The sequence below is a fragment of the Streptomyces changchenzhani genome, from assembly GCF_039766235.1.
GTDB lineage: Bacteria > Actinomycetota > Actinomycetes > Streptomycetales > Streptomycetaceae > Streptomyces.
The window spans coordinates 48,261-61,389 of record NZ_JBDHNH010000012.1 but is presented as its reverse complement, the minus strand read 5'-3'; the positions used below and the strand labels follow the sequence as shown (position 1 = coordinate 61,389).

The window sequence follows — 13,129 nt, the reverse complement described above, 5'->3', positions numbered from 1 at the left end:
AGCTTGGGTCAAGCCCCCAGACCCCCGGACGGGCTGAAAGGTTGCCGCATACGGCAATCTTCAGCCCCGCGCAGCGACCTACCCCGTCCCCACCAGCCCGTACACCCGATCTGCCGTCCCCCCGAAAACCTCCGCCCGCTCGCTCTCCCCCAGCCCCGCCGCCAACTCCCGCGCAGCGCCCAGCACTTCCCCGTAGGTCGCCGCCAGCACACACACCGGCCAATCCGAGCCGAACATCACCCGCCCGGACCCGAACGCGTCAAGCACCGTGTCCGCGTACGGCTGCAGGTCAGAAACGCGCCAGCTCGCCCAGCGCGCCTCCGTGACCAGGCCCGACAGCTTGCAGGCCGTGTTGGGCAGCGCGGCGAGCGCCCGTACGTCCGATTCCCAGGGCTCCAGCTCGCCCGACGCGACCGGCGGCTTGCCCAAGTGGTCCAGGACAAAGGTGAGTCCGGGGTGGGCCGCCGCCGCCTTCGTAGCGGCGGTGAGCTGGCCGGGGAGTACGACCAGGTCGTAGACGAGCCCGGCCGCGGCGACCGCTTCGAGCCCCCGCCGCACATCGGGCCGCAGCAGCCACCCGGGGTCCGCCTCGCCCTGCACCTGGTGCCGGATGCCCACCAGGTATTCGCCGCCCACACCTTCGCGCAGCTCGGCGAGGGCATCGGCGACTCCGGGCGCGGTGAGGTCGGTCCAGCCGACGACGCCCGCGATCAGTGGGCTCGTACGGGCGAGGGAGAGGAACTCCGGAGTCTCCTCCGCCACGGCGACCGTCTGGACGAGCACCGTCGCGTCGACCCCGGCGGACGCCGTCTCCGCCGCGAGGTCGGCGATGAGGAAGTCGCGGTGGATCGGGGCGAGTTCGGGCCCGGTGATCCAGTCCTGGTCGCGGACGGACAGGTCCCAGACGTGGTGATGGGCGTCGACCACGCGCGCCGGGGTCACAGTGCCCACACCACCGGCAGCCCCGCCCCCGCGCCCTCCGCCGAGTAGTCGTGGGCGAGGTCGAGGAGTTCGCACATGCGGGCCTGCCAGGCGATATTGATCGGGAGCTTCTCCAGCCGGGCGAGGAGGTCCGCGTAGTCGGCGCAGTCGATGAGGTGGAAGAGGTCGGCGCCGCTGCGCCAGATCGTCCAGGAGTCGACCCCGGCGGCCCGGATGGCCGCGGTCAGTTCGGCCGGGACCTCCCGGTGCGCCTGCTCGTACTCCTCGATCAGGTCGGCTCTGACGCGGGTGTGCAGGGCGACTCTCATGACGACTCCGTATCCGGGTCCGTATTCGGGACGTTCAAGGCGGTGGGCTCCGCGACGACGACCTCCAGCGTGCGCGGGCCGTGCACGCCCTCCACCCGGTCGAGTTCGATGTCGCTGGTGGCGGAAGGGCCGGAGATCCAGGTGAGCGGCGCGGTCGGATCGAGGCGCCCCAGCGCCTCCGGCACATCGCCCGCGATCTGGTCCTGCCGTACGACGCACAGGTGGTAGTCGGGGAGCAGCGTCAGCGCCCTGCGCCCCTGGCCGGGACCCGCGTCGAGCACGATCGTGCCGGTGACGGCGATACCGAGTGCCGCCGTGGTCAACACGCCGTCCGCAGCGTCGAGTTCGGCGGTGGTGAGCGGCCCGGTGTCGCGCAGGACGGTCCACTCCCCTGCGGGGAGGAGCGCGTCCGGGAAGCCGTCCGGGACGACAAGGGTGCGTACGCCACGCGCGGTGAGGCGCGCGGCGACGGCCTCGCGGATCCCGTCGTCCGGCGTACGGGTCACCGTCGCCCGGTAGTCGGCGACGCGCTCCGCGAAGAGCCCGACGACATCGGGGCCCGTGTGCGAGTGGCGGTACTCGCGCGGAACGGGCACGTCGTCGGGGCACTCCGTCGCAGGTACGTCGGTCAGGGCCTCCCTGATCCGGCCCAACACAGTCTCCCGGGTGCTCACTTGGCGTCCTCCTCGCGTGTCCGTCGCCACCAGGCCCGCAGCGATTCCTTGGGTGGTACCGCCGTGTCGCGGGTGCCCGTCCAACGGCTCAGCGGCCCCGGCAAGTTGCCGATGGTGCCGCGCCGCGAGACGAGCCGGGCGGCGGGGTTCGCCAGGCGCTGGGCCGCCGAGAGCCGTCCGGGCGAGTTGAGGACGGCCGCGGCGGCCTTCATGACGAGGGCCTCGGGGGTCGGCACCCGGCTCTTGGCGCGCTTGGACTCGACGACCTTCGCCCGCAGATGGACCAGCACCTCCGGGATGTTGATCTTCACGGGACAGGCGTCGTAGCAGGCCCCGCAGAGCGTGGAGGCGAACGGCAGCGAGTCGGCGTGCGAGTCGTCCTTGCCGACCCCGACGAGCTGCGGGGTGAGGACCGCGCCGATCGGACCCGGATAGACCGACCCGTACGCGTGGCCGCCGGTGCGCTCGTACACCGGACAGACATTGAGGCAGGCCGAGCAGCGGATGCAGGCCAGCGCCTGGCGGCCGACGGTGTCCTTGAGCGTCGCCGTGCGGCCGTTGTCGAGGAGGACGAGGTGGAAGTCGCTCGGGCCGTCGCCGTCGGTCGTGCCCGTCCACATGCTGGTGTACGGGTTCATCCGCTCGCCCGTCGAGGAGCGCGGCAGCAGTTGGAGGAAGACCTCCAGGTCCTCGAAGGCTGGCAGGACCTTCTCGATGCCCATCACGGTGATCAGGGTCTCGGGCAGGGTGAGGCACATCCGGCCGTTGCCCTCGGACTCCACGACGCCGACCGTACCGGTGTCGGCGGCGGCGAAGTTCGCCCCGGACACCGCGACCTTGGCGCGCAGGAACTTCTCCCGCAGATGCAGGCGCGCCGCGTCGGCCAGGTCGCTCGGCCTGTCGGTGAGCCCCTCGGGTGCGGGGCGGCCCCACCGGCCCATCTCGCGCCGGAAGATCTCACGGATCTCGGCGCGGTTGCGGTGGATGGCGGGGACCAGGATGTGCGAGGGCCGGTCGTCGCCCAACTGCACGATCAGCTCGGCGAGATCGGTCTCGTACGCCGTGATGCCTTCGGCCGCGAGGAACTCGTTGAGCGCGATCTCCTGGGTCGCCATCGACTTGACCTTGACGACCTCCCGCTCGCCGGTGGCCTTGACCAGATCGGTGACGATGCGGTTGGCCTCGGCGGCGTCGGCCGCCCAGTGGACATGGCCGCCCGCCTTGGTAACGGACTCCTCCAGGCGCACCAGGTGCTCGTCGAGGTGGCGCAGGGTCCTGCGCTTGATCGCCTCGCCCGCGTCGCGCAGCTGCTCCCAGTCGTCGAGTTCGGCGGTGACGGCGAGGCGCTTGTCGCGGATGGTGCCGGTCGCCTTGCGCAGGTTGGTACGGAGCTGGGTGTCGGCGACGGCCGTGCGGGCGGCTTCGGGGAAGGAGGGTGCGCCGAGCCAGGTCACGTTGTCGGGCATCAGGCCGCTCCTTGTCCTTGTGCCGAGGGTCCTTGTGTCGCGGGTCCTTGTGTCGCGGGTCCTTGTGTCGAGGCGAGGATCTCGGCGAGGTGGCGGGTGCCGACGCCGGTGCGCAGCCGGTCGAGGCCGCCGCCGATGTGCATCAGGCAGGAGTTGTCGCCCGCGGTGAGGATGTCGGCGCGGGTGTCGAGCACGGCGCGCATCTTGTCGGCGAGCATCGCGTTCGACGTGTCCGGGTTCTTGAGCGCGAACGTGCCACCGAAGCCGCAGCAGGTGTCGGCGGCGGGCAGCTCGACCAGGTCGATGCCCTTGACCGCGCGCAGAAGCCGCAGGGGGCGGTCGCCGACGCGGAGCATGCGCAGGCTGTGGCAGGTGGGGTGGTAGGTGACGCGGTGCGGGAAGTACGCGCCGACGTCGGTGACGCCCAGGACGTCGACGAGCAGCTCGGAGAGCTCGTACACCTTGGGCGTGATCCGGTCGACGCGCCGTACCAGCGCGGCGTCGCCGTACTGCTCGGCAACGACGCGGTGGTAGTCGCGCACCATGCCGACGCACGAGCCCGAGGGGGCCACCACCGCGTCGTACTCGCCCTGTTCGAAGACGCCGGCGAAGCGGCGGACCATCGGGAGGGTCTCGGGGCGGTAGCCGGTGTTGAAGTGCATCTGGCCGCAGCAGGTCTGGGCCTGCGGGAACTCGACCGTGTGACCGAGCCGTTCAAGGAGGGAGACCACCGCCTTGCCGGTGTCGGGAAACATGGTGTCGTTGAAGCAGGTGATGAACAGGGCGATCCTCATGCGCTGCCCGACCTCCGCACGCCTTGCCGTCCGGCCTCCGACGGGTCCGGTACGTCCGCCGCCACAGGTGGGACCGGTACGTCCGCCGCCAGCAACCCCTCCGCGCGCAGCTCTTCCCACAGCGCGGCGGGCACGGGCGTGGCGAGCATGGCTGCCGCATCGGTGACCTCCGCCGCCGAACGCGCCCCGACCAGGACACTCGCCACGGCGCTCTGGCCGAAGGGGAAGCTCAGGGCCGCGGCGCGCAGCGGGACGCCGTGGCGCCCGGCGACGGCCTTGATGCGCAGGGCCCGGTCCAGCATGTCCAGCGGGGCCGCCGCGTAGTCGTACGTCGCACCGGGACGCGGGTCGGCCAGCAGACCGGAGTTGAAGACCCCGCCGACGACAACGCTCTTGCCGCGCGCGGCGGCCTCGGGCAGCAGCTCGTGGGCGGCGCGCTGGTCGAGCAGAGAGTAGCGGCCGGCGCACAGCACCGCGTCGACGTCGGTGTCCCGGAGGAACCGGGTGAGCATGCCGGTCTGGTTCATGCCGGCGCCGATCGCCCGCACGGTGCCTTCGGCGCGCAGCCGCTCCAGCGCCGGGTATCCCTCGCGGAACGCCTGCTCGGCATGGTCGTCGGGGTCGTGCAGGTAGACGACGTCGATCCGGTCAAGCCCGAGCCGCTCCAGGCTGTCCTCCACGGAACGCCGTATGCCGTCGGCGCTGAAGTCCCAGAGGCGGCGGTGCGTGGCCGGCACGGCGAAGCCCTCGTCCTGCCGCCCCACCCGGCCGTCCGGGTCGGGTTCCAGGAGCCGTCCCGCCTTGGTGGACAGGGTGTACGTGTCCCGGTCCCGCCCGCGCAGGGCCGCCCCGAGGCGCCGCTCCGAGAGCCCCAGGCCGTAGTGCGGTGCGGTGTCGAAGTACCGCATGCCCGCGTCCCAGGCGGCGTCGACCGAAGCGGCGGCGGCTTCGTCGGTGACGGCGGAGAAGAGGTTGCCCAGGGCGGCGGCCCCGAAGGACAGTGCGGTGACGGGGACACCGCTGCGCCCGAGGGTGGCCACCGGCCGCTGGCCGCTCACTTCTCGGCCGGGCGCAGGCGCAGCCCCTGCATTCCGCCGTCCACCGCGAGCGCGGTGCCGGTGACGGACGCCGCGGCGGGGCTCGCCAGGTAGGCGACGGCGGCGGCGACCTCGGCGGCGCTGACCAGCCGGCCGATGGGCTGGCGGGCGTTGAGCGCGTCCCGTTCGGCCTGCGGGTCGTCGGCGTCGTCGAGGAGCCGGCCGACCCAGGGGGTGTCGGCCGTGCCGGGGTTCACACAGTTGACGCGGATCCCCTCCCGTACGTGGTCGGCGGCCATGGCGAGGGTCAGCGACAGCACGGCGCCCTTGCTCGCACTGTAGAGCGCGCGCTGCGGCAGACCGGCGGTCGCCGCGATCGAGCAGGTGTTGACGATTGCCGCGTGTGCGGACCGGCGCAGGTGCGGCAGGGCGGCGCGGCTGGTGCGGACCATGCCGAGGACGTTGACGTCCAGGACGCGGTGCCACTGGTCGTCGTCGTTGTCCTCGACCGTTCCCGCGGCGCCGATGCCGGCGTTGTTGACCAGGATGTCGAGCCCGCCGAGCCGCGCGACCGCGGTGGCGACCGCTTCCCGTACGGACGCGTCGTCGGACACATCGGCCTTGATGCCGAGCAGCGGTGCCCCGGCGCCCGACGGGTCGAGGTCGAGCACCGCGACCTCGGCGCCGCGCGCGGCGAGCAGCTGGGCGGTGGCGAGGCCGATGCCGGAGGCACCGCCGGTCACCAGGGCCCTGAGCCCGTCGAGCCGGTTGGGGTCCAGCCGGTTGGGGTCCAGCCGGTCCGGCGTGCTCGGATCGGATCGGTTCTGCTCAGTCATACGGCGGCCTCCTCGGCAGCAGTGGCAGCGGCACCGGCGGCGGCATCGGCACTGACGGATGCTCCGGCAGCAGCAGTAGCGGTAAGGGTGTCCGCCGCCAGGTCGGCGGCCCAGAACGTGCCGCCCGGGTAGGTGAATTCGGCGATCGACTCCGGGTACATGGTCGCCGAGAACCCCGGCGCGTCCGGCGCCGTGTAGTGCCCGGCGCGCATCACCACCGGCTCGGTGAAGTGCTCGTGGAGGTGGTCGACGTACTCGATGACCCGGTTCTCGGTGGTCCCGGACAGCGCGACGTAGTCGAACATCGACAGGTGCTGGACCAGTTCGCACAGCCCGACGCCACCCGCGTGCGGGCAGACCGGCACCCCGAACTTCGCGGCGAGCAACAGGATCGCCAGGTTCTCGTTGACCCCGCCGACGCGCGCCGCGTCGATCTGCAGCACGTCGATGGACCCGGCCTGGAGGAGCTGCTTGAAGATGATGCGGTTCTGTACGTGCTCGCCGGTCGCGACCTTCACCGGGGTGACGGCCCTGCGTATCTCGGCGTGTCCCAGGACGTCGTCGGGGCTGGTCGGCTCCTCGATCCAGTACGGGTCGAACTCAGCCAGCGCCCGCGTCCAGTCGATGGCCTCGCCGACGTTCCACCGCTGGTTGGCGTCGATCGCGATGCGGATGCCGGAGCCGACGGCGGCGCGCGCGGCCCGCATGCGCCGGATGTCGTCCGCGAGGTCCGCGCCGACCTTGAGCTTGATCTGGGTGAAGCCGTCGGCGACGGCCTCCTTGGCGAGCCGGGTCAGCTTCTCGTCGGAGTAGCCGAGCCAGCCGGGCGAAGTGGTATAGCCGGGGTAGCCGTTGGCGCGCAGCAGGGCCTCGCGGTCGCTCGATCCGACCCGGCCCTCCCGCAGCAAAATCAGCGCGTCCTCGGGGCTGAGTACGTCGGCGATATAGCGGAAGTCGATCTGCGAGACGAGCCATTCGGGTTCGGCGTCGGCGAGGAGCTTCCACAGCGGCAGGCCGGCCCGTTTGGCGGCCAGGTCCCAGGCGGCGTTGACGACCGCCCCGATCGCCATGTGCATCACGCCCTTCTCGGGGCCGAGCCAGCGCAGTTGGCTGTCCCCGGTCAGGTCGCGGCCGAGCGTGCCCGGGTCGGCGCACAGTTCGTCGGCGGAACGGCCGATCAGGTGCGGGCGCAGTGCCTCGATCGCCGCGACCTGGACATCGTTGCCACGCCCGATGGTGAAGGTGAAGCCGTGCCCCTGGTGCCCGTCGGGCGCGTCGGTGCGCAGCACCACATAGGCGGCGGAGTAGTCAGGGTCGGGGTTCATCGCGTCGGAGCCGTCGAGCTGCCGCGAGGTGGGGAATCTGATGTCGTACGTGTCGACGGCGGTGATGCGGGGACCTGTTGCGGTCGCGGTCACGTAAGGGCTGCCTCTCACGCTCGGTCGAAGGTCTGGCGCTGGCTGCCGAGGCCGTCGATGGACAGCTCGACGGTGTCGCCGGGGCGCAGATAGGGAGTGCCTGGCAGGCCGAGCGCGACTCCGGCGGGGGTGCCGGTGTTGATGACGTCGCCCGGTTCGAGCACCATGTACTGGCTCAAGTACGCGACAATCTCCGCCACCTGCAAGATCATGTTGCGGGTGTGTCCGTCCTGCCGCTGCTCGCCGTTGACGGCGAGGTGGAGCGCCAGGTCCTGCGGGTCGGGGATCTCGTCGGCGGTGACGAGCCAGGGGCCGAACGGGTTGAACGTCTCGCAGGACTTGCCGATGTCCCACTGCGAGGAGAAGTCCAGCTGGAACTCGCGCTCGGACACATCGTGGCTGACGGCGTAGCCCGCGATGCACCCCAGGGCGTCGACGGTTCCTTCCAGGTAGCGGGCGCGGCGGCCGATGACAACGCCGAGCTCCACCTCCCAGTCGGTGCGGCTGGAGCCGCGCGGGATGAGCACGTCGTCGTACGGGCCGACGACCGTGCCCGGGTCCTTCAGGAAGACGATGGGGCGCGGCGGTATCGCGGCGCCGGTCTCCTTGGCGTGGTCGCGGTAGTTGAGGCCGATGCAGACGACCTTGCCGGGGCGGGCGACGGGCGCGCCGACGCGCAGGTCCGACGCGCCCTCCAGCAGGGGCACTTCGCTGGCGGCGAGCGCCGTACGTACCCGCTCGACGCCGTCACCGGCGAGGAAGGCGCCGTTGATGTCGGAGGTGATGGCGGACAGGTCGTACGTCAGACCGTCGTCGGCGAGGAGCGCGGGGCGCTCCTGTCCGGCGTCACCGAGTCGCTGAAATTTCATGGCACATTTCCTCTGATGGTTCAGCTGGTGGGGCGGTCGGTCGGCGGTCAGTCCTGGGCCCGGCCGGTGGTGACGCGCGCGATCATCAGGGCGACGAGGATGATCCCGCCGTAGATCGCCTGGATCCAGAAGGACGGCACTTGCGCGAGGGTCAGCAGGTTCTGTACGACGCCGAGCAGCAGGACGCCGGTGAGCGCGCCGAACATGGTGCCCTTGCCGCCGTCCAGGCTGATCCCGCCGATGACGGCGGCGGCGAACACCGTGAAGATCATGTTCTGGCCCTGGTTGGCGTTGATCGCGCCGACGTACCCGGTCTGCATCAGACCGCCGACGGCGGCGAGCGCGCCCGCGACGACGAACACGCCGAGCATGACCCGCTCGACGCGGATACCGGCGGCCCGCGCCGCGGCCGCGTTGCCGCCGATCGCGAACAGTGCCCGGCCGACCCGGTGGTACTTGAGCACGAAACCCGCGACGCCGAAGGAGACCGCGGCGAGCCACACCGACAGCGGGACGGAGAGGAAAGTGGTGGTGGCGAGCGTGTAGAAGGCGTCGGGCATCCCGAAGAGAGTCTTGCCCTCGGTGGCGCCGACGAGCAGTCCGCGCAGCACGATCAGCATGGCGAGCGTCACGATGAACGCGTTGAGTTTGAGCTTCACCACCAGCAGGCCGTTGAAGGCACCGATGAGCGCGCCGATGACGACGATCGCCAGGATGCAGACGAAGACGGGGAGTTCAACACCGAACCCGGCCTGCGCGGCGGGCAGTACGAGCAGCGCGCCGACGGCCGGGGCGATGCCGACGACCGATTCGAGCGACAGGTCGAACTTGCCGGTGATGAGCACCAGCGCCTCGGCGAGCACGACCATGGCGAGCGCGGCGGACGCGCCGAGGATCGAGATGATGTTGCGCTGGGTGAGGAAGGTGTCGTTGACCAGTGAGCCGAAGATCACCAGCACCAACAGCGCTGGTACGAGGGCGAGTTCGCGGGCCCGCTTCAGCAGCACATCACGCGCGCCGGTCGGCTTGGACGCCCGGCCGCCAGCCTTCCCCGTCCTGCCCGTCTCGCCCGTCTCGCCCGCCTCGCCCGTCTTCTTCAGGTCGGGGGTGGTGGTCGTCGAGGCCGACGGGGCCGTCGTGTCAGCCACGGTCTACTCCTTCGATGGATGCGATCAGCTCGTGGTCGTGCCAGCCGGCCGGATGGTCGGCGACAACGCGGCCGTGGAAGAGGACCAGGACCCGGTCGCAGCGGCGCAGGTCGTCGATCTCGTCGGACACGACGAGAACCGCCGTGCCGTCCTGGCGCGCGCTGTCCATCCGCGCGAGCAGGGATTCCTTGGACCGCACGTCGACGCCCGCGGTGGGGTTGATGAGGACGAGCAGCCGGGGTTCGGAGGCGAGCGCCCGCGCCATGACGACCTTCTGGGCGTTGCCGCCCGACAGGTCGGACACGGGCTGGTCGGGTCCCTCGGCGTGGATGTCGAGGCGGGCGATGAGCTGGGCGGCCTCGGCGCGCTTGCGTGCGGTGGCGACGAAGCCGTACCGGCCGAGCCGCCCCAGGACGCTCATCGTGGCGTTGTCGCCGATGCTCATACCGGAGACGAGACCCTGGTCGTGCCGGTCGCGCGGCACGCAGCCGACCCCGGCCTTCAGCGCAGCCGGTACGTCGCCGAACGGCAGCTTCCTCCCGTCGAGTTCGGCGCTGCCCGCATCCGGGGCGTACAGCCCGGCGAGGGTCTCGGCCAGCTCGACCTTGCCGCTGCCGCTGCTGCCGGCGAGCCCGACGACCTCGCCCTCGCGGATGGTCAGGCCGATGTCCCGGTACGCCGCCGAGCCGAGCCCGGTGACCTTCAGCCGTATCGGGGCGTCGTCGGGGACATGGGCGCGCGCGGCGCTCTCCTCCGCCGTCACCGCCTCGCCCGCCATCGCCTCGACCAGCGCGGCGCGCGGCAGTTCGGCGACGGGCGCGGTGACGATCCAGCGGGCGTCGCGCAGCACGGTGACGGTCTGGCACACCTCGTACACCTCCTGGAGGTGGTGCGAGATGAACAAGAACGTCACCCCGGACTCCTGGAGGGCCCGCATCCGCGCGAAGAGCCGCTCGATCTCCTTGTTGTCGAGCTGGGCGGTGGGCTCGTCGAGGACGATGAAGCGCGCACCGAAGGACAGGGCGCGGGCGATCTCGACCATCTGCCGGTCCTCGACCTTGAGTTCAGCGGTCCGGGCCTCGGGGTCGACCCGTACGTCCCAGGTCTCAAGCACCCGCGCGGCCTCGGCGCGCAGCTTGCGCCAGCTGATCAGGCCGCCGCGGCCGGGGGGCTGGCGGTTGATGAAGAGGTTCTCGGCGACCGTCAACTCGGGTACGACGGTGGGCTTCTGGTAGACGCAGGCGACCTTGGCGCGCCACGCGTCGCGGTCGGACAGCGCGGGCGCCGCCCCGCCGTCGAACAGGACGGTTCCTGCGTCGGGCGCCTGTAGGCCGGTGAGGATGGTGACGAGGGTGGACTTGCCGGCGCCGTTGCGGCCGACCAGGGCGTGGGACTCACCGGGCATGACGGTCAGCCGGCCGTCCTGGAGCGCGGTGGTCGGACCGTAACGCTTGGTGATTCCGGCGGCCTCGACGAGCGGGACCCGGGGTTCGGCGCCGGGTCCGGGTCCGGTACGGGGGCTGGTTTCGGTACTCACTTGACCGTGTTGCCCCACAGCTTGGGGTCGTCCACGTTCTCCTTGGTGACCAGCGGCGCGGGCAGCTGGTCCTCAAGCATCCCGTTGGGGTGCTTGACGATCACGGAGTCGTGGTTGGTCGGGCCCGGCTTGAAGGTCTTTCCCTCCATCGCCGCCCTGATGTAGTGCATGCCGTACTTCGCGTAGGTGTCGGCGGGCTGCGAGATCGTCGCGTCGATCTCGCCCTTGCGGATCGCGTCGAACTCCTGCGGGATGCCGTCGTTGGAGACGATCGCGATATGGCCCGGGGTGCCGGCCTTCTTGAGCAGGTTCTTGCTCTTGAGCGTCTGGAGGGTCGGCGCCAGGTACACCCCGCCGGCCTGCATATAGATGCCCTTGATGTCCGGGTTCGCGTTCAGCAGGGTGTCGAGCTTGGAAGCCGCCACGTCGGACTCCCACTTGGCCGGGATCTCCAGGACCTTCAGCTTGGGATGGTTCTTCTTGACGCACCCGCGGAACGCCTCGGAGCGCTCCCGGCCGTTGACCGAGGCCAGGTCACCCATGATCTGGACGACCTTGCCGCTCTTGACGGTCTTGCCGAGGAATTCACAGGCCTTCTCGCCGTACGAGACGTTGTTGGCCCGCACGATCATCGCGACCTTGCCCTTTTCGGGGGCCACGTCGACGGCGACGACGGGGACGCCCTTACGCTCGGCCTGGTCGAGCCCGGCGGATATCGCGGCGCTGTCGAGCGGAGCGACGACCAGCCCCTTCACACCCTGGTTGAGCTGGTTGTTGATGTCGGTGATCTGCTGGGCCGGGTCGCTGTTGGAGTTGACGGTCTTGAGCGCGTCGACGTCCTCGGACTTGGCCATCTTGGGCACGTAGTCGTTGTACGACTGCCAGAACGGCGAGGTCAGCAGGGGAAGGATCACACCCACCTTGCCGCTGCCGTCCCCCTTGGCGGTGTCGGCCTGTATGTCCTTGGTACTGCCGCACGCGGTGAGCGCGAGCGAGGCACAGGCCGCCAGGGCCACCGTGCGTGCCGCTCTTGTCCTGTTCCCCACTGTCCTGCCAGTCATCACACGGCTCCTCACCGAAGGAAAGCGTTGGGTGCGCGGCCAGTCCCGAATTGGGCCACGAATCGGGCCGCGCCGAATATTTATCAGACCTTTGACCCCCTACAACACCCCTCAGAGCCCATTTTCACGAGAAAACCGGTCTATTGGTCCGATGACTTGCGTGGTTAGACTGCCGCGACACCGAACGCCGGGAGGGCCAGAAGTGAGCATCACGGAGGACGTAACGCCCGAAAAGGGCTCGGTGACGCAGCGTGCCATCGAACAGATCAAGACGATGATCGGCGGGGGTCTTCTCGTACCGGGCCAACGTCTGCCCACCGAACGGGACTTCGCCGTAAAGCTGGGCATATCCCGCGGCTCGATGCGCGAGGCCGTCCGCGCACTGACCACGCTCGGGGTGTTGGAGGCGCGGCACGGCTCGGGCATCTACGTCACCCAGCTGGAGGCCGTAGACCTGCTGGAGACCTTCGGGATCGTCGCGGAGATCTCCCCCAAACCCCGGCTCGTGGAACTCCTGGAGGTCCGCCGCATCCTGGAGTCCAGCGCGACCGCGCTCGCCGCGGCCCGGATCACCGACGCGGACCTGGCCGAGGTCGAGAAGCAGCTGGCCGCCATGAACGCCACCGAGGAGGCGGAGGAGTTCCTCGCCGCCGACATGGCCTTCCACCGTACGATCGCCCGCGCGGCCGGCAACGACGCCCTGGCGGCGATCATCGACGGGCTCTCCTCACGCACGTTCCGCGCCCGGGTACGCCGGGGCCACCAGGAGACCGGAGCCTTCGTCCGGACCCGCGAGGAGCACCGCAGAATCTTCCACGCCCTGGCAGCCCGCGACCCGGAGGCGGCACGGGTGGCGGCGGCGGCGCACGTGGGGGCGGTGGAGGAGTGGCTGCGGGAGCAGCTCGACTGAGGGGGCGGCGCGTGCGCTCGCCAGGGCTCGTAGCACTGGCGCACCAGGCCAATCCACAGAGCACAGCTCCATCACAGGGTGAAGCCCAGCAGTTACGCTCCGTGAATGACCTCGTTCTGGCGTAGTGCC

Annotated in this window: 13 protein-coding genes; 1 reads left to right on the top strand and 12 read right to left on the bottom strand. The window is 70.7% G+C overall.

All coding sequences use genetic code 11. The features are described 5' to 3' along the window. Positions 1 to 78: 78 nt before the first annotated feature. The 12 genes from ABCR94_RS31945 to ABCR94_RS31890 form a co-directional block, all read right to left on the bottom strand. Positions 79 to 942: an amidohydrolase family protein gene (locus tag ABCR94_RS31945; RefSeq protein WP_347124174.1), complete on the bottom strand. Its 864-nt coding sequence runs from the start codon at positions 940 to 942 to the stop codon at positions 79 to 81. Beyond that, complete coding sequence (locus ABCR94_RS31940; protein ID WP_347124172.1) at positions 939 to 1,250, bottom strand: L-rhamnose mutarotase; 312 nt, start codon at positions 1,248 to 1,250, stop codon at positions 939 to 941. The genes ABCR94_RS31945 and ABCR94_RS31940 overlap by 4 nt, the downstream gene beginning before the upstream one ends. Then, on the bottom strand, positions 1,247 to 1,924 hold the full coding sequence (locus ABCR94_RS31935) for a LutC/YkgG family protein (RefSeq protein ID WP_347124171.1): 678 nt from the start codon (positions 1,922 to 1,924) through the stop codon (positions 1,247 to 1,249). The genes ABCR94_RS31940 and ABCR94_RS31935 overlap by 4 nt, the downstream gene beginning before the upstream one ends. Further along, positions 1,921 to 3,390, bottom strand: coding sequence for a lactate utilization protein B (locus ABCR94_RS31930; protein ID WP_347124169.1), 1,470 nt, complete (start codon positions 3,388 to 3,390; stop codon positions 1,921 to 1,923). Before ABCR94_RS31930 ends, ABCR94_RS31935 begins: the two co-directional genes overlap by 4 nt. Continuing rightward, complete coding sequence (locus tag ABCR94_RS31925; protein WP_347124168.1) at positions 3,390 to 4,184, bottom strand: (Fe-S)-binding protein; 795 nt, start codon at positions 4,182 to 4,184, stop codon at positions 3,390 to 3,392. The genes ABCR94_RS31930 and ABCR94_RS31925 overlap by 1 nt, the downstream gene beginning before the upstream one ends. Then, the gene (locus ABCR94_RS31920) at positions 4,181 to 5,242 is read right to left on the bottom strand and encodes an aldo/keto reductase (protein WP_347124167.1); all 1,062 of its coding nucleotides are present in this window, start codon (positions 5,240 to 5,242) and stop codon (positions 4,181 to 4,183) included. Before ABCR94_RS31920 ends, ABCR94_RS31925 begins: the two co-directional genes overlap by 4 nt. After that, positions 5,239 to 6,057 (bottom strand): SDR family NAD(P)-dependent oxidoreductase, encoded by an 819-nt coding sequence (locus tag ABCR94_RS31915; protein WP_347124165.1) that lies wholly within the window; start codon positions 6,055 to 6,057, stop codon positions 5,239 to 5,241. Before ABCR94_RS31915 ends, ABCR94_RS31920 begins: the two co-directional genes overlap by 4 nt. Beyond that, on the bottom strand, positions 6,054 to 7,475 hold the full coding sequence (locus ABCR94_RS31910; protein ID WP_521978301.1) for an L-fuconate dehydratase: 1,422 nt from the start codon (positions 7,473 to 7,475) through the stop codon (positions 6,054 to 6,056). Before ABCR94_RS31910 ends, ABCR94_RS31915 begins: the two co-directional genes overlap by 4 nt. Before the next feature lie 14 nt (positions 7,476 to 7,489). Next, a complete protein-coding gene (locus tag ABCR94_RS31905) occupies positions 7,490 to 8,344 on the bottom strand; it encodes a fumarylacetoacetate hydrolase family protein (RefSeq protein ID WP_347124162.1) in 855 nt (284 codons plus the stop codon). 47 nt (positions 8,345 to 8,391) lie between these two features. Continuing rightward, positions 8,392 to 9,351 (bottom strand): ABC transporter permease, encoded by a 960-nt coding sequence (locus tag ABCR94_RS31900; RefSeq protein WP_347124355.1) that lies wholly within the window; start codon positions 9,349 to 9,351, stop codon positions 8,392 to 8,394. A 133-nt stretch (positions 9,352 to 9,484) separates the two neighbouring features. Next, entirely contained in the window at positions 9,485 to 11,029 is a 1,545-nt protein-coding gene (locus ABCR94_RS31895) for a sugar ABC transporter ATP-binding protein (RefSeq protein WP_347124161.1), read from the bottom strand. Beyond that, a complete protein-coding gene (locus tag ABCR94_RS31890; protein WP_347124159.1) occupies positions 11,026 to 12,090 on the bottom strand; it encodes a sugar ABC transporter substrate-binding protein in 1,065 nt (354 codons plus the stop codon). Before ABCR94_RS31890 ends, ABCR94_RS31895 begins: the two co-directional genes overlap by 4 nt. Before the next feature lie 208 nt (positions 12,091 to 12,298). On the opposite strand from ABCR94_RS31890, the gene ABCR94_RS31885 reads away from it, so the two are divergent. Next, positions 12,299 to 13,000 carry a FadR/GntR family transcriptional regulator gene (locus ABCR94_RS31885; protein WP_347124354.1) on the top strand — a complete coding sequence of 234 codons (702 nt, stop codon included), beginning with the start codon at positions 12,299 to 12,301 and terminating at the stop codon, positions 12,998 to 13,000. Positions 13,001 to 13,129 lie beyond the last annotated feature (129 nt).